Source organism: Paenibacillus sp. fava2 (genome assembly GCF_058313675.1).
The window spans coordinates 1130099-1144971 of record NZ_CM177755.1 but is presented as its reverse complement, the minus strand read 5'-3'; the positions used below and the strand labels follow the sequence as shown (position 1 = coordinate 1144971).

Sequence of the window (14873 nt, the reverse complement as noted above, 5' to 3'; positions counted from 1 at the left end):
GCCAAATCAATGTTATTCCCGGGACTTTGCATCAGGACGGACAAACCATGTATGATGAGTGATGAGCAACCCAGCCTACTCATGATTAAAGGAGAGATTTACAACGTGAAGCGCATTAGAAGAACCCCTGTCATTCTGCTGCTGATGATGACCCTGCTGATGGTCTTTGCCGCAGGCTGCGGCAGCAAGCCGGCAGACAACAATGCAGCAGGCAATACCGGCGGAAACCAGGCCAGCCCGGCTCCCCAGGAGGGTGCAGCTGCCGCCACCGAAGGCGTCCCGTCTGCCACGGCCAGCCATCCTGTCGTTACCATTGAGATGGATAACGGAGGCATTATCAAGGCTGAGCTCTACCCTGAGGTTGCCCCGAATACCGTAAACAACTTCATTTCCCTGATTCAAAAGGGCTTCTACGACGGAACGATTTTCCACCGTGTTATCCCGGGCTTTATGATTCAGGGCGGTGATCCCGACGGCACCGGCATGGGCGGTCCGGGATATAGCATTGCAGGCGAATTCTTGGCCAACGGCTTCACGAATAACCTGCTGCACACCGAGGGTGTGCTGTCCATGGCCAGAAGCCAGGATATGAACTCCGGCGGCTCCCAGTTCTTCATTATGGCCGCAACTTCTCCTCACCTTGACGGCAGCTATGCCGCCTTCGGCAAGGTAACGGAAGGCCTGGATGTCGTGCAAGCCATCGTTAACCTGCCGCGTGACAGCTCGGACCGGCCGGACACGCCTCCCGTCATGACCAAGGTTACGGTAGACACGCTGGGCGTTACTTATCCGGAGCCTGAAAAAACAGAATAGCTCCATCCTGACCGGGGGAGCTTCAATCAGTACAGCATAGAAGCCCGTCTCCGGGTTAACCGGAGACGGGCTTCTTTACGTTCCAGCAGCCTGCACCGGATGGCTTCCGGTGCAGGCTTGCTGTTATCTTCTGCTGATGGCATGATGCGGATTGCGCAGGAAGGTGCTGCGGCTGTTGCGCAGCAGGGCAATCCGTTCCTCGGCCAGCCGGTCTGCTGCGGCATACGCAGGAATACCGCTGGTACGCGAAATTTCCAGCACGCGGGTAATGCTGTCATAGATTTTGCTGATCTGTTTGAAGGCGCGGTCCTTATTGTAGCCGTTCAGTTCGTCGGCAATATTAATGACGCCGCCGGCGTTAATGACATAATCGGGCGCGTAGACGATGCCCATCTCATGCAGGGCGTCCCCGTGGCGCGGCTCCTTCAGCTGGTTGTTGGCTGCGCCTGCAACCACCTTGGCCTTAAGCAGCGGCAGCGACTCGTCGTTGATAGTCGCTCCAAGCGCGCAAGGTGCGTAAATATCACACTGTACACTGATAATATCCGCCGGATCAACCGCCTTGGCGCCATAGGCTTCAACCGCCCGGGCTACCGCTTCCTTATTGATATCCGTGACAATCAGCTCTGCGCCTTCCTCATGCAGATATTTGCACAGCGTAAACGAGACATTCCCGACACCCTGCACAGCCACCGTTCTGCCCGCCAGCGAGTCACTGCCAAAGGCGGCCTTGGCCGCTGCCTTCATCCCTTGATAGACCCCGTAGGCTGTCGCCGGTGACGGGTTACCGGAAGAACCGTAAGTAGCCGAAATCCCGGTTACAAAATCGGTCTCCTGATGAATAATGTCCATATCCGCTTCTGTGGTTCCAACATCCTCAGCTGTAATGTAACGTCCGTTAAGTCCTTGTATGTATCTGCCGAAAGCACGGAACATGGCTTCATTTTTATCCTTCTTCGGATCGCCGATGATTACGGTTTTACCGCCGCCCAGGTTCAGACCGGCCACGGCATTTTTGTAGGTCATCCCTTTGGCAAGCCGGAGCGCATCGGTTATAGCGGCCTCTTCAGTAGCGTAGGTCCACATTCTCGTTCCGCCCAGCGCCGGTCCCAGTGTAGTATCGTGAATCGCAATAATTGCCTTGAGGCCCGATGCTTTATCCTGGCAAAACAACAGTTCCTCGTAATCGTCCCGCTCCATTGCTGCAAACAATTCCATTATGTCCATATCTCCTGTCTTATCGCATTATGCGTGTTACGTTTCATAACAAAGCTAGTATACTCAACTTTTGTTGTCAAGTTCATTTGTCCTTTTCTTAGGAAAAAACGCAAAATAAACCCAATAGCCGACATCAATATAACGTATGATGTTACCCCCAAGTTGAGCCGGCTATGCCATCCTTAACGCTTAAAAAAAGAAGCGCAGGTGCGCCTCTATTCCCAGTATTCATCCGGCCGGTATTCGATTTCTGATTGTATAGTGATGCTAAGACATTGAGCATCCGCATCATATACAACAGGGTTATCCCCGACATAATACCAATGCTTGATCACCGGGCCCTCGGCCGGCTCTTCAAACCGGAACACATTCAGCTCCGATCTTAGCTCCACCACGGCCGCTCCCTGCGCAGCCTTTACTCCGCAGAGCTTAATCACCGTAAGCTTCCCTTGCGGGCTGAAGGTGTATGTCATTCCATCCGTGCTGCTGATAAGCATACGCCCGGTTACGGAGTGCTTCACCAGCACCCTCTCCTGCTGCTGCATTTTTGGCTCCTCCTTCATAGTGGGATTGTCCGTACCTGACTATGGCAGATCAATAACCATGACCAGAGTGTCAGCTTCACTGGCTAGCGCAAGCCTGCTGATTCCCTCAATCCGGGCCGAATCTCCCGGCTGCAGAAGCTGATCATCCGGCAGCTTAACCTGTCCTTCAATTAAATAAATGAAAATACGGCGGCCTGACTCCTGCTCAAACGTCAGCTCCCGGCCTGACTCGGCCCGGCCGAGATAAATCGTCATATCCTGGGCGATGTCTACTATCTCCGGTGTGCGCTCCGGGGCAACCACCGGCAGCAGTCTGCCTTCAAGCCTGGCGGGATCAAACCGCCCGGTTGTATAGGAGGGGGCTGTACCGCGTGTGCGCGGCATGAACCACAGCTGCAGCAGCCGCACTGGTTCTGTGTCCGAAGGATTATGTTCGGTATGGATCGCCCCGGTACCGGCCGACATCCGCTGAACGCCGCCGAACTCCGTCTCCGCCACATTGCCCAGATTGTCCTCATGGCGCAGCCGGCCGGACAATACAATGGAGACGATCTCCATGTCGCTATGCGGATGGGCGCCGAAGCCTCTGCCCGGTGCAATGGTATCATCGTTACAGACGCGCATAGGACCAAAAGCCGTATTATCCGGATCATAGAAATCCCCGAACGAGAAGCTGTGGCTGCCCTTCAGCCAGCCATGATCAAACCGGTGCGCGGATGCCGCGGGATAAACCTTGATCATATGGATCCCTCCTGATTGTCTGTTGCGTTTTAAGTTCATAATTCAGTGATTGCTGGAAGCATAAATTCTGCTGTAGAAAGCCTGCATTATTGCAGGGCACTAACAATAGTTTAGCAGAAAGACCGGCAAAACCAAAAATGACGGTTAGCAGCCGGAGAAAGCACTCCATCTGCCAAAAGAAAAAGGAGCAGCCGGCATACACCGGCCACTCCTTCATTTTTCAAGTCACCCCTCGAATCCGTTCCACTGGACTACTTCTTCCAGCGGCAGTCTGGCGGTGGAGCGTCCTTCCGCTGCTGCTTTGCCCAGAGCAATCAGCATTACAGTCTCGTACCGTTCAGGAATGCTGAACAGCTCACGGAACTTATCGGGTTGGAAGCCGCCCATAGGAACCGTGTCGTAGCCCTTCGCCTTCGCCGCAAGCATCAGCTGCATGGATACCAGGCCGCCGTCAACGAGGGCAATTTCCTTCAGCTTCTGGACCGGCATGCTGGAGTATCCGTCTCTGCTGCGCTTAGCCATTGCCGCCCCCACCTCTGCAGTAACATATCCGGCTGCTTCAGCGTACTCATATATTTTGTCTGCATTGCGGTAAGCCTCGATGTCGCCGATTACAGCAATCGTTGCCGAAGCATCGACAACCTGCTGCTGGTTATGGGCAATCGGAAGCAGCTGCTCCTTCAGCGCCGGATCTGTAATAACAATAAAGCGCCAAGGCTGCAGATTGGATGAGGACGGGGCCAGAATGGCATCATCCAGAATCGCTTTGATTTCCTCATCGGAAATTTTCCAGGACGGATCATATTTCCGCACCGAATGCCGCTCCCGGATCACCTTACTGAACTCCACTTCCGCCTTCAATTCTGTTGTCATTGTCTAACTCCTCCTCTTCCTGATTCCAATTCTGTGATTATAAAAGCACAGTTAATGTCAAAAAAATATCTGCGTCTTCATGCCCTATGCTGCCCAACATTTAACTGTAATTAATTATGCACAGTATAGTTCACAAAAAAGCCTTCTGTCAACAGCCAGCCTTGCGCACCATTTCAGCCAGCGTATATTTTTCCAGCACAACCACGATACTGCGGTCCATTTCGGCAAAAATATCACCGCAGGCGTCCATCATCTGCTCACCCAGCGGATTGCTGCACATCGTCTCGCTTACCGCTTTGCTGCACACTTCGTCTGCCTCCAGTGCCTGATAAATCTCGGCAAGGGTCAGCTTTTCCGGGTCACAGTTAAGCGCGTAGCCCCCGTCCCGGCCTTCTTTGGTTACCAGAATCTGCGCTCGCGTCAGCTTGGCCATCGTCTTTCTCAGCAAAGTTGCCTCGGAAGAGAGCAGCTCGGCCATTTCACAGCTTGAACAGGTATCCCCTTTGCGGGCAAGCACCACCAAGGCCTGCAGTACCAGTCCGAAGGATTTATATTGGGAAGCGCCACTGCTGCGTGTTTTTGTCATACGGGCTCCTTTCTGACTCATTGATTGTATGTTAAGTATAGAACGCCGCACCTTTTTTGGCAAAAAGAAAGCCCCCGCCCTAATGAACACAGGTCCAAGGCAGAGGCTTGCTGCTATACACACGGGCCGTCAGCTGGTAAGCTTCCTTGCCCTTCTATATTGACTACAGCTTGGCGATCGTTTCAGTGAGTACCGGCACGATCTGGGATTTGCGGGATACAACGCCTTTGAGCACCGCTTTGTTGTCATCCAGCTTCACATTGTAAGCCTGCTCAACTGCACCGGCGATACGGCCGAGCGCCAGACCTACGGAGTCGTTGTTCAGGATATCAGTTACTACGAACAGGAACAGATCCAGCTCCTTTTCAGCAATAATGGCTGTCAGCGCTGTTTCCAGTTCCGTCTGCTTGGAGAGCACATCGTTCACGTCAACCGCGTTGACCTGGGCGATTTCTACCTTGTAGTCTCCCATTTTGAATTCCTTGGCATCCAGGGAGATCAGCTGGGCAATGCTCTTGTCGCTGAGGTCAGCACCGGCTTTGAGCATAGCCAAACCGTATTCTTCGGCATTTACACCGGCGATTTCAGCCAGTTCACGCGCAGCCGCTACGTCCTGCTCGGTGCAGGTCGGCGATTTGAACAGCAAAGAATCGGAAATGATTGCGGACAGCATCAGACCGGCGATTTCCCGGGGAATCGCTACACCGTTTTCTTTGTACAGCTTGTTCAGGATAGTCGCTGTGCAGCCTACTGGCTCAGCACGGTAGTAGAGCGGGTGCGCTGTTTCGAAGTTGGCGATCCGGTGGTGGTCGATTACTTCAACTACACGGACCTGCTCAATTCCGTCTGCACTCTGCTGGCGTTCGTTATGGTCAACCAGAATCACCTGAGCGGCTTCTCCGGCAACATTTGTAACGAGACGGGGTGCAGCTGTGCCAAACTGATCCAGCGCGAATTGAGTTTCCCCGCTTACTTCACCCAGGCGTACCGCTTCAGCATCCCAGCCCAGCTCCTTCTTGAGTGCTGCATAAGCAATTGCTGAACAAATTGTATCCGTGTCCGGATTTTTGTGTCCAAAGACGAGTGTTTTTTCCATTTCCAATCTCCTTACTTTGTTTTTTGTGAGAATAATATACCATACATTGATAGGGACAAGCCAGAAAAGGAACAGGAAGTCTTTGTTGTCCTTGCATTCTATAATTTTTCGCAGCTAAATGCCTTTAATCACCGCCATCGGTTTGCACTTGGCTACAACATCAGCGAGCCCTGCCCCTGTGATGCTGTCGATAATCTGGTCCACATCCTTATAGGCTTGCGGACATTCATCAAGAATCGTATCCAGGGAGCGGTGATTAACAATAATCTCCTCGTCGGTACCCACCCGCAGTGACTGGCTAAATTCATCTACGGTCACTGCCAGCCGGGTCGCTCTTCTTGAACGCACCCTGCCGGCCCCATGGCAGATGGAATAGAAGTTCTTCAGGCCCTCCTCGCGGCCGAGCATAATGTAAGACGAGGTTCCCATAGAGCCGGGAATGAGCGCCGGATGACCTGTCGCTTTGTACACCGGCGTATTCAAAAAATGCCCCGGCGGCAGCGCCCGTGTAGCCCCTTTACGGTGCACCAGCATCGGCTGCCCGCGGTGGAACTCTTTTAACGCATAGTTATGCATCAAATCATACAGCACCGGCATTTCAAACTGCGGCCCGTACAGCTCGCGAAAAGCCTCCCGCACCCCGAACGCAATCATATGCCGGTTCGTCACGGCAAAGTTCAGCGCAGAGTACATCAGATTCAAGTATGTCTGGCCCTCGCGGCTGCTGATCGGCGCATAATTCAGGTTCGGATCAGGGTTCGTTACACCCCACAGATGCATCGCTTCCTTGATGGTTTTTGTGTGTTCACGGCCGACCATCGCCCCCCAGGCACGCGAGCCGGAATGGATCATAACCACAACACCGCCGTCGAAGAGCCCCCATTGTGCTGCCAGCTCTTTGTGCTCCTCGGCAATTTCCAGGTACTGAATCTCGCAAAAATGATTACCGCTCCCCAGGGTGCCGAGCTGGCCGTGGGCGTTTTTGCGGATTTTAGGCGGCAGCTGCTCAAGCGCAGTATGGTCATAACGGAAGTTGCTCTCCTCCACATGGGTGATCCATTGCGGCGAAGGGATATATTTATCCGGCAGACCGTTCAGGCCACTGCGTACAACCTCCATAATATCGATGTCGGCATAATTGCTGTTGACCCGTTCGTTCGTTGGCACATATTTTTCAATCGCTTCGATCAGTCTGCGGCGGACCTCCTTATCCTGCAGATCCCGCTTATGCAGCGGTGTCGTGTGCACACGCATCCCGCAGCCGATATCTACACCGACAATCGAAGGCGAGACCATCCCGTCCTTCATGTTCCACACCGCCGTTGTGCCGATGCAGGTTCCCACGCCGACATGCGCATCCGGTGTATAGGCCATATATTTATTGCGCGGAATCCGCAGATTGTTGTCAGCCATCTCAAACACTTTGTCTTCGAATGACTCGTAGATTTCCTGATTGGCGAACACATGCAGCGACCCGTGCGTGAGCTCCAGCTCATAGTGATTGCTGCCGTGCAATTTGATCTTTCTGTTCATTGATTCTCCTCCTATAGTTTTGTTTATATAAAAAAGCTGCCGGCCTGCGCTGTCCCTGCTATACCTGTAACCAGGTATAGCGAAACCTTGCGCAATCCGGCAGCCTCATTCAACGTCTATTGCTGCAGCACGGCTATGCGTGTTGCGGCAAATGTAGACCAGACCTGTACCTCTGCCCCGTGTGAGAGGGAGAGATGGCGGAATGAGACGGATAACAGCCGGATAGATAGAGCCCGCGCTCCCCGCTCTGCCGTCTGAATGCGGCGGAACGGAAGCGAAAGGGTTGCGGGTAGAGGCCTCGCTCGATATCGGCTGCCGGGTTTAGAGCCGGAGCTGGAGCTGGCGATAGAGCTGGCGATGGAGCTGGCGATGGAGCTGGCGATGGAGCTGGCGTTATGTCTAAAACCGGATCGGATTCCGGGGTTATAGCTAGAGCTGTAGCTAGAAATAGATCGGATTCCAGAGCCAGAACTGGAGCTGGGGCTGATTGCGGAGCAGGATCTTGTTCATTGCCCATACCTGTGCCCGTCTGTATGCCAAGCCCTGCTGTCCGCTCTAACTGCTGCTCATTCCAGGTGATTAGTTTGCTCATTCTTCTCTCTCCTTTCAGGGATGTGGGATTGGCTAGGTGTGGGTTCAAAGGGATTTTTCCCTTTGATTTCAATATTTGGCCCGCTTGCGCCTCGGATCAAAGGGATTTTTCCCTTTGATTTCAACATTTGGCCGCTTGCACCTCGGATCAAAGGGATTTTTCCCTTTGATTTCAGCATTCGGCCCGCCTGCACCTCGGATCAAAGGGATTTTTCCCTTTGATTTCAACATTTGGCCGCTTGCACCTCGGATCAAAGGGATTTTTCCCTTTGATTTCAGCATTTGGACCGCTTGCACCTCGAATCAAAGGGATTCCCCCCCTACTTCAGCTCTATTGCTCAAGTTTCAGGACAATTAGTGGGATTTTTCCCCTTAAGCCTTGTTTACTCAATATCTAAGAACAACAAAAAGGCTGCGTCGCGCCGCCCTTCTCTCCGCCCTTGCACAAGGTCAAAGAAAAAGGCTGCGGTGCACGCAGCCTGAAATCCCGGTATTGCCATAGATTTGGCGGCAGAATCAGATCTGCCTGACCCAAGGCACGGGAGTGCTGCGTGAATCCTGAGTTTCCTCTGGATAGGAATATGCCGGACGCGTGAAAGGTATCGTTAGCTCACGGTCAAATCGTTGGCTAACTTGTTCATCCCTGTTCAATGTCTGCATTGTTCCTGCTCCTCCCTATGCCATCTGCGGCGTAAATTTGTAGCCAGCTTACCATGGTTTTCCAGAAGCTGTCAACCTCCAGAATCGTCAGTACACATCGATATCATAAGCCTGCATACTGATACTCTTTCCATACCTCTAACTAATACGGCAATGAAACCACCCGTTAGTTCCCGGGCTGAGCTGGGAGGGAGAATTCTGCGCTAGCATCCAGCTATAATCACCTGGCACTGAATTCTGCGCCAGCCTTTTAGCTATGATCATCTAGCCCTGCCCGGCACCCGACCGCGGCAATCCACGCAAAGTCCTGGGCAGGGGATCAGGTACGGCCTGGCCATCCAGCGGCTCATTGTCTCCGAACAGATCCGGGTTCCCGGCCAGCATGCCGCTTATGATGTCTGTAGTTTCCGCTGCACCGCAGATCATGACAGGAGCAGCGCCGAAATGCCCCCTGCGCAGCGCTCCGCCGTCCTCCAGCACATGCTCCACCTTCCAGAAATGCTGGGACCACGACAGCCCGCAGTGTTTGCGCGACGGCACAGGGATCTCGGTTCCGTCCGGCGTAATCGTGTACAGCTGCTCCGGTTCATCGGTCATTCTCCCCGGAATGTCCACCCATTCCTCAATGCCGTGAATGAACGTATTCCTCCGCAGATCCACGCCAAGCAGCATGATCTCCGCCTCACGGTCCAGCAGCTTGCCGTAGACCGATCCGCGGGCACAGGGAGTATCCCAGCGGTAATCCCCCGCGGTAAAAGCTTCGGCATCCTGCCCAAGGGCAGCCACCGAGTGGGTCGGGTGCCAGGAACGGATAACACCCGGACGCGCCCGGAACAGCTCGGGCAGAACTCCTACGCAGGATGGTGAATCCTGTACGGAGAAGCGCGGATTCGCTGCATCAATATACGACCAGGTATGTGTCGGCAGGACAAGCAGCCCTTCCTTCATATATTCGGACAGCACATCCAGCACGGTATCTGCGCCACCTTCTACGGGTCCAATGCTTTTTAGTGAGGAATGAACCAGCAGCGTTCCTTGGGGATTAATCTGAAGTTCCTTCAGCTGTTTGAGCAGGCTGGCTTTCGTATACATTGCGGTATTCTCCTTTTTACGGTCGATATATAGTTTCCACTTGCAATTTAATAAACTAACTATTAAAATTATAGTAACTTAATTTAATTCACCTATTGACCCAATATTAACGCTGCAACATTGTGTAAATAATGAAAAAGCATTTACGAACTCTGTCTATTCCAGTTGTCCCTTCACTCACAATATTCAAAAATACGCTTACATCATTCCATAACATCACAAATCCGAGGAGGATCTACAATGAGTTTAACATTAAAAGGCCTTCACCATGTATCCGCCATTACAGCCAAAGCTCCGGAAAACTACAAATTCTACACTGAAGTGCTGGGACTCCGGCTGATCAAAAAAACAGTCAACCAGGATGACATCTCCGTCTACCACCTGTTCTACGGCGATGAAGCCGGCAATCCGGGCACAGAGCTGACCTTCTTTGAGCTTCCGAACGCCGGACGCAACCGGGACGGCAATAACAGCATCTCCGCCCTGTCGCTGCGTGTACCGGACGATAAGGCGCTGGATTACTGGAAAGAACGGTTTACAGCCTTCAATGTAGACCACGACAGCACAATCACTGACCGCGGCGGCCGCCTTACCCTTGGCTTCCGCGACCATGAAGGCCAGCGGTTTCTGCTGGTCTCCGACCAGAACAACCAGGGAGTTGCCGGCGGCAAGCCATGGCCGGCCAGTCCTGTGCCGGCGGAATATGGCATCACCGGTCTTGGGCCAGCCCATCTGACCGTTGAGGATGCCGAACCGACAACGCTCATCCTCCAGGATCTGCTCGGCTTCCGCCGCAAAGGAAGCTATCCTTCACCGGCGGCCGGACAGCCGGACATCGTCGTATTTGAAACCGGAGAAGGCGGCTCCGGTGCCGAGGTCCATCTGGAGGAGCGCAGCGATCTGCCGCAGGAGCGCCTGGGCCGGGGCGGTGTGCATCACGTTGCCTTCCGGGTGGATAATGAGACGGAACTGAAATTATGGATCGAGCGTATCCGCACAGTCCAGCTGCCCAATTCCGGCTTTGTGGACCGCTTTTACTTCCGGTCCCTGTACTTCCGTGAGCCGAACGGCATCCTGTTCGAGCTGGCTACGGACGGCCCCGGCTTCGCGACCGATGAGCCGCTGGAGCATCTCGGCGAAGCCCTCGCCCTGCCTCCATTCCTGGAAGCGAAACGGGATCAGATCGAAGCTTACCTCAAGCCGCTCGACACCCGGCAGCAGCAATGACATAGAACCAGAATGTAACCCAGCTCAGCCCAAACAGCTGCGTTCCGCACAGGAACGCAGCTGTTTCTGTTGCACCTATTCCCGGTCCGCTCCAGCTTCAGACAGCCGCAGAAGCGGTCAGCTCTCCGACCAGGTAATGGTGAAAATATTGAAGCCGGGCCGGGCCGTAGACGGCTTGCCCGTAATCGAGACCGGACTTATGCCGCCCAGCCGGCCGGTAATCTTCACCGTTGTTGCCGACACAGTCTGCGAGGCATTGTCGAGCCGTTTGATTTTGGCATATTCACTGTAGACGAAGCCCATCGTCTCCAGCGATTCCTGTGTGGAATAGCTGAAGGCAGCCTTCTTCACGCCGCCCGAATCGGTATCCAGTGTCGTTGCGATGATAGCATCACCCGGAATCGGAAAATCCTGCGGCAGGTTGACCGGCCGCACCGTGCTCTCCACAGGCGCAGCAGTGCCTGAACCTGAACCGGAGCCAGAGCCAGAACCGGCAGAGGTCCCCGCATCCGCACCAGTGCCGATCCGGACTTTATAGTTTACCGCATCATACGTAATCGGCACATTCAACGCCTCCGCAACCGAGCGGACCGGCAAATACGTAAGGCCCTCGTACGTTATTGGCCTTAAGGTTTTGCCGTTGCCGTCTCTCAGCCAGTATGGCGTGCCGTCAACCACTACTCCAATGCTGTTGTTCAGATAGGCCTTAATCTCCTGAAGCTTGGCTCCGGCATATACACCGGCTGATCCGGTAAGCGCCATACCGGCGGCAACCGCGGCGATCAGCCATTTCCGGTTCATTTTCATGAGAAATCCTCTCCTGTTCACTGGGATGATGTAGCTATAAATACTGCGTCCTAATATATTTAACACCGGAAGAAGTCTTCCAACCTTTTATCAGGGCAAAACACCTGCCGCATACGTCTATATTAATCACTTAACAATATCCAGCAGCTCCGCCAGTTCACGGATTTCATAGTCCGGCACAACACCGGCACTGTTAGTCTTTCCTAGAGGATTGAACCAGCAGGTATCAATTCCATAGTTAACCCCGCCGCGGATATCCGAGGTCAGTGAATCTCCCACAATCAGCACCCTGCTTTTATCGGAAATGCCCAGCTTGTCAAAAGCATAATCAAATATCCCGGCCGCCGGCTTCTGATAACCCGCTTCCTCCGAAATAATAATCTGCTCAAACGTGCCCGCAAGCGGCGAGCCTTTAATTCTCGACAGCTGCACATCCTTGATTCCGTTCGTAATAATTGCCAGCCTGCAGCCTTCAAGCGCCCCGCACAGCTCGACCGCCCCCTGGATCAGAAACGTGCCTTCCCCCAGAAAACGCAAATAAGCCTCGCTGAATTCCTCCGGATTGTACTCCAGATTATGCCGGACAAACAGCCGGTTAAAACGCTCCACCCGCAGCGCTGCAGAGGTAATCTGCCCCGCCTCCAGATCGGCCCACAGCGCACGGTTAATCTCCTGATAGCTCGCAGCATACTCCTCTGCTCCAGCCGGCAGCCCGAAGTGGGTGAACACATTCAGAAACGCCTGCCCTTCAGCCATTCCATAATCAAACAGCGTATCGTCAGCATCAAACAGAATTACGTCGTATTTCATCATCCGCCTCCAAAATGGTTGTACAATCGACAAGTTATTGCACTCTGAGATATAATCTAGACAGCCCTGCTCATAAGACAATTTATCGTGGTACATCTTAAGCTTATCTTTTTAAAAAATCAACGGTGGTGATTGTCATTTTTTACGTTTTGGCGTTTCTGGTATCGTTTTGTATCGTTTATCTGCTCATTCCTCCGCTCGGCAGGCTTGCATTCCGGCTTGATTTTGTGGACAGGCCCCGGGAGGATGTAGAGCGTAAAATCCACAGGGAGCCTATCCCTCTGACAGCCAGCTATGCGATATTTATCGGCTTTTTCATTACATACCTGCTGTTCGCCCGTGATTTCTCGCTGGAGACGCTCGCCCTCTTCATCGGCGGGGTGCTCCTGCTCACTATAGGTACTATTGATGACTGGTACAAGACCAAAGGCAAGGATTTCCCGGCATTGCCCAAGTTCATCGTTCAGATTGCGGCAGCCATTCTTGTCTTTCTGTCCGGCAATGCTTTTACCGGCTTCATCAACCCGTTCTCGGGAGATTATGTCTCCCTGCCGTTCATCCTGCAGTTCATTCTGACGATCGTATGGATCTTCGGTGTGACTACAGTAATTAACTTCTCTGACGGCATGGACGGGCTGGCCGGCGGGCTTACAGCAATTTCAGCCGTTACACTGTTTATCGTTGCGCTCACCAAGGGTCAATCCGCTTCCGCAATCATGGCGATTTCCCTTGTGGGTGTCACACTGGCTTATCTGCGCTTCAACAAAGCTCCGGCCAAAATCTTCATGGGCGATGCCGGCGCCACGTTCATGGGCTTCATTCTGGCAGTCATCGCGCTGGACGGTGCCTTTAAGCAGGCTACGGTGCTTTCCCTGTTCATCCCGATCCTGGCGCTCGGCGTGCCGATCTTCGACAATTTGTTTGTCGTGATCAAGAGGTTCCTCCAGGGCAAAGCGATCTATCAGGCCGATGCCAGCCAGGTGCACTACCGGCTGCTCAAGGCCGGCCTGAACCAGAAGCAGGTCGTTGCCGTGCTCTATCTGGTCAGCGTCTGCCTGTCGCTGTCCTCCATTATTCTGCTGCTGATTGAAACATAACGGACTTTGCAGCAGCGTGCTGCCCCAAACAGCAACACCTCCTTCACTAATGTGAGGGAGGTGTTTTTTTGCCTTCAGCCATTCTCCTGAATGAAGTCATATAACTGCCGGTAGATGCCTATAATCTCCGTCATCGGCATCCGGACCAGCCCGCTGGAGGAGGGGGCGACGAACTCGCGTACCCCGTCGACAACGGGCTCTGCTGTCTGGAAGCCCCAATCCGCTTTGGATCTGCGGCTGAACTCCGTGTAGACCCCCTTGCCCACAAAGCAGGCAATCTGCGGCCGGTACTGCTCCAGCTTCCCGCGCAGCAGCTCCCGCCCGGCATTATATTCCTCGCGCGTGATATCCTCCGCACCCACCGTAGGCCGGGCCACAATATTCGTGAAGCCGTAACCAAGCTTCAGCAGCTCACCATCTTCTGCAGCCTCATACAGGCGCGGCGTCAGGCCGGACTGCTGAAGAATCCGCCAGAAGTTGTTGCGCGGATTCGCATAATGATGCCCCAGCTCCCCGGAGCGGATGCTCGGGTTAAAGCCGATAAATACAATCTGCAAGCCGTTCTCCAGGTGATCCGGCACTTCCTCCATGAACATCCCTCCTGCCCTTCGTTATTTCTCCTTGTTCTCCAGCTCAGCTATACAGTCCGCAGGAACAGCTCCTGCAAGCCACACCTCATTGCCCGCATAATAGAAGGTTACACCGGAATTCGCTGCCTTAACCGTATCTATGGCAAGAAGCACAAGCGCTCCCCGGCGGCGGCCGGCCAGAGATGCAAAATGCAGCCCCTCCGACAGGTGAACATACTGCCGGCCCATGGGCTTCAGCCCTTCCCTCAGAATGACGGATAGCGCACTCCGGTGCGTTCCGTGATAGAGCAGGGCCGGTGGCTCTCCCGGCGGATAGGCCACCTTGGTATGGCTGTGCCCGTACCGGGCTCTTATCCGCTCCCCCTCAATGGCAAAACGCTGCTTTTCACAGTTCGATACCGTCTGCCTGACATCTGACTCGGTGATCCCTGACCACTTGGGAGCTGCCTTGATTACATCAAGCAGCTCTTCCAGCAGGCAGGAGCCGTCCTCCGGATCAAGAATTAATCCGTACTGCTCCGGCGTATGCCGCAGCACCTTGGTCATAAATTTGCTGAGGGAAACCTCAGCTTTTGCATCTAACATCCTATAGAA

At 53.7% G+C, this 14873-nt stretch carries 18 protein-coding genes; 4 read left to right on the top strand and 14 right to left on the bottom strand.

What is annotated here, in order from left to right; genetic code table 11:
- Positions 1 to 81: 81 nt before the first annotated feature.
- Entirely contained in the window at positions 82 to 813 is a 732-nt protein-coding gene (locus tag AC4G46_RS04995; protein WP_491126954.1) for a peptidylprolyl isomerase, read from the top strand.
- A 123-nt stretch (positions 814 to 936) separates the two neighbouring features.
- Here the strand turns inward: AC4G46_RS04995 and AC4G46_RS04990 are convergent, their stop codons facing one another.
- The 8 genes from AC4G46_RS04990 to AC4G46_RS04955 all read right to left on the bottom strand — a co-directional run bounded on the left by AC4G46_RS04990 (position 937) and on the right by AC4G46_RS04955 (position 7405).
- Positions 937 to 2031 carry a Leu/Phe/Val dehydrogenase gene (locus AC4G46_RS04990; protein ID WP_221802276.1) on the bottom strand — a complete coding sequence of 365 codons (1095 nt, stop codon included), beginning with the start codon at positions 2029 to 2031 and terminating at the stop codon, positions 937 to 939.
- Between the two features lie 215 nt (positions 2032 to 2246).
- Positions 2247 to 2576, bottom strand: coding sequence for a hypothetical protein (locus AC4G46_RS04985; protein ID WP_491126953.1), 330 nt, complete (start codon positions 2574 to 2576; stop codon positions 2247 to 2249).
- 39 nt (positions 2577 to 2615) lie between these two features.
- Complete coding sequence (locus AC4G46_RS04980) at positions 2616 to 3317, bottom strand: pirin family protein (RefSeq protein ID WP_491126952.1); 702 nt, start codon at positions 3315 to 3317, stop codon at positions 2616 to 2618.
- A complete protein-coding gene (locus AC4G46_RS04975; protein ID WP_491126951.1) occupies positions 3277 to 3534 on the bottom strand; it encodes a hypothetical protein in 258 nt (85 codons plus the stop codon). Before AC4G46_RS04975 ends, AC4G46_RS04980 begins: the two co-directional genes overlap by 41 nt.
- 8 nt (positions 3535 to 3542) lie before the next feature.
- Positions 3543 to 4190, bottom strand: a complete 648-nt coding sequence (locus AC4G46_RS04970) for a nitroreductase family protein (protein ID WP_491126950.1) — start codon at positions 4188 to 4190, stop codon at positions 3543 to 3545.
- A 148-nt stretch (positions 4191 to 4338) separates the two neighbouring features.
- Positions 4339 to 4776, bottom strand: coding sequence for an RrF2 family transcriptional regulator (locus AC4G46_RS04965; protein WP_491126949.1), 438 nt, complete (start codon positions 4774 to 4776; stop codon positions 4339 to 4341).
- Between the two features lie 163 nt (positions 4777 to 4939).
- Positions 4940 to 5872 carry a manganese-dependent inorganic pyrophosphatase gene (locus tag AC4G46_RS04960; protein ID WP_491126948.1) on the bottom strand — a complete coding sequence of 311 codons (933 nt, stop codon included), beginning with the start codon at positions 5870 to 5872 and terminating at the stop codon, positions 4940 to 4942.
- A gap of 114 nt (positions 5873 to 5986) precedes the next feature.
- A complete protein-coding gene (locus tag AC4G46_RS04955; protein WP_491126947.1) occupies positions 5987 to 7405 on the bottom strand; it encodes an RtcB family protein in 1419 nt (472 codons plus the stop codon).
- A 258-nt stretch (positions 7406 to 7663) separates the two neighbouring features.
- Here AC4G46_RS04955 and AC4G46_RS04950 point away from each other — a divergent pair, with 258 nt between their 5' ends.
- Positions 7664 to 7834 carry a hypothetical protein gene (locus AC4G46_RS04950; RefSeq protein ID WP_491126946.1) on the top strand — a complete coding sequence of 57 codons (171 nt, stop codon included), beginning with the start codon at positions 7664 to 7666 and terminating at the stop codon, positions 7832 to 7834.
- Between the two features lie 137 nt (positions 7835 to 7971).
- Here AC4G46_RS04950 and AC4G46_RS04945 read toward each other — a convergent pair whose 3' ends face one another.
- Together AC4G46_RS04945 and AC4G46_RS04940 are read right to left on the bottom strand one after the other, a co-directional pair.
- Positions 7972 to 8175 carry a hypothetical protein gene (locus tag AC4G46_RS04945; RefSeq protein WP_491126945.1) on the bottom strand — a complete coding sequence of 68 codons (204 nt, stop codon included), beginning with the start codon at positions 8173 to 8175 and terminating at the stop codon, positions 7972 to 7974.
- A 745-nt stretch (positions 8176 to 8920) separates the two neighbouring features.
- Complete coding sequence (locus AC4G46_RS04940; RefSeq protein ID WP_491126944.1) at positions 8921 to 9748, bottom strand: AAC(3) family N-acetyltransferase; 828 nt, start codon at positions 9746 to 9748, stop codon at positions 8921 to 8923.
- A 240-nt stretch (positions 9749 to 9988) separates the two neighbouring features.
- Here AC4G46_RS04940 and AC4G46_RS04935 point away from each other — a divergent pair, with 240 nt between their 5' ends.
- A complete protein-coding gene (locus tag AC4G46_RS04935; protein ID WP_491126943.1) occupies positions 9989 to 10975 on the top strand; it encodes a ring-cleaving dioxygenase in 987 nt (328 codons plus the stop codon).
- A 117-nt stretch (positions 10976 to 11092) separates the two neighbouring features.
- On the opposite strand, the gene AC4G46_RS04930 is transcribed toward AC4G46_RS04935, so the two are convergent.
- Complete coding sequence (locus AC4G46_RS04930) at positions 11093 to 11782, bottom strand: stalk domain-containing protein (RefSeq protein WP_491126942.1); 690 nt, start codon at positions 11780 to 11782, stop codon at positions 11093 to 11095.
- Between the two features lie 126 nt (positions 11783 to 11908).
- Positions 11909 to 12592: a YjjG family noncanonical pyrimidine nucleotidase gene (locus AC4G46_RS04925; RefSeq protein WP_491126941.1), complete on the bottom strand. Its 684-nt coding sequence runs from the start codon at positions 12590 to 12592 to the stop codon at positions 11909 to 11911.
- Between the two features lie 137 nt (positions 12593 to 12729).
- Between AC4G46_RS04925 and AC4G46_RS04920 the strand changes: the two genes are divergently transcribed.
- On the top strand, positions 12730 to 13689 hold the full coding sequence (locus AC4G46_RS04920; protein WP_491128793.1) for an MraY family glycosyltransferase: 960 nt from the start codon (positions 12730 to 12732) through the stop codon (positions 13687 to 13689).
- A 74-nt stretch (positions 13690 to 13763) separates the two neighbouring features.
- On the opposite strand, the gene AC4G46_RS04915 is transcribed toward AC4G46_RS04920, so the two are convergent.
- The gene (locus tag AC4G46_RS04915) at positions 13764 to 14279 is read right to left on the bottom strand and encodes a mismatch-specific DNA-glycosylase (protein WP_491126940.1); all 516 of its coding nucleotides are present in this window, start codon (positions 14277 to 14279) and stop codon (positions 13764 to 13766) included.
- Between the two features lie 21 nt (positions 14280 to 14300).
- Complete coding sequence (locus AC4G46_RS04910; RefSeq protein ID WP_491126939.1) at positions 14301 to 14864, bottom strand: RNA 2'-phosphotransferase; 564 nt, start codon at positions 14862 to 14864, stop codon at positions 14301 to 14303.
- Positions 14865 to 14873 lie beyond the last annotated feature (9 nt).

Bases quoted from the DNA above. Each gene is read 5' to 3' on its own strand.
- AC4G46_RS04995 (WP_491126954.1), top strand. From the start codon at position 82: ATGATTAAAGGAGAGATTTACAACGTGAAGCGCATTAGAAGAACCCCT.
- AC4G46_RS04990 (WP_221802276.1), bottom strand. From the start codon at position 2,031: ATGGAATTGTTTGCAGCAATGGAGCGGGACGATTACGAGGAACTGTTG.
- AC4G46_RS04985 (WP_491126953.1), bottom strand. From the start codon at position 2,576: ATGCAGCAGCAGGAGAGGGTGCTGGTGAAGCACTCCGTAACCGGGCGT.
- AC4G46_RS04980 (WP_491126952.1), bottom strand. From the start codon at position 3,317: ATGATCAAGGTTTATCCCGCGGCATCCGCGCACCGGTTTGATCATGGC.
- AC4G46_RS04975 (WP_491126951.1), bottom strand. From the start codon at position 3,534: ATGAAGGAGTGGCCGGTGTATGCCGGCTGCTCCTTTTTCTTTTGGCAG.
- AC4G46_RS04970 (WP_491126950.1), bottom strand. From the start codon at position 4,190: ATGACAACAGAATTGAAGGCGGAAGTGGAGTTCAGTAAGGTGATCCGG.
- AC4G46_RS04965 (WP_491126949.1), bottom strand. From the start codon at position 4,776: ATGACAAAAACACGCAGCAGTGGCGCTTCCCAATATAAATCCTTCGGA.
- AC4G46_RS04960 (WP_491126948.1), bottom strand. From the start codon at position 5,872: ATGGAAAAAACACTCGTCTTTGGACACAAAAATCCGGACACGGATACA.
- AC4G46_RS04955 (WP_491126947.1), bottom strand. From the start codon at position 7,405: ATGAACAGAAAGATCAAATTGCACGGCAGCAATCACTATGAGCTGGAG.
- AC4G46_RS04950 (WP_491126946.1), top strand. From the start codon at position 7,664: ATGCGGCGGAACGGAAGCGAAAGGGTTGCGGGTAGAGGCCTCGCTCGA.
- AC4G46_RS04945 (WP_491126945.1), bottom strand. From the start codon at position 8,175: ATGCTGAAATCAAAGGGAAAAATCCCTTTGATCCGAGGTGCAAGCGGC.
- AC4G46_RS04940 (WP_491126944.1), bottom strand. From the start codon at position 9,748: ATGTATACGAAAGCCAGCCTGCTCAAACAGCTGAAGGAACTTCAGATT.
- AC4G46_RS04935 (WP_491126943.1), top strand. From the start codon at position 9,989: ATGAGTTTAACATTAAAAGGCCTTCACCATGTATCCGCCATTACAGCC.
- AC4G46_RS04930 (WP_491126942.1), bottom strand. From the start codon at position 11,782: ATGAAAATGAACCGGAAATGGCTGATCGCCGCGGTTGCCGCCGGTATG.
- AC4G46_RS04925 (WP_491126941.1), bottom strand. From the start codon at position 12,592: ATGAAATACGACGTAATTCTGTTTGATGCTGACGATACGCTGTTTGAT.
- AC4G46_RS04915 (WP_491126940.1), bottom strand. From the start codon at position 14,279: ATGGAGGAAGTGCCGGATCACCTGGAGAACGGCTTGCAGATTGTATTT.
- AC4G46_RS04910 (WP_491126939.1), bottom strand. From the start codon at position 14,864: ATGTTAGATGCAAAAGCTGAGGTTTCCCTCAGCAAATTTATGACCAAG.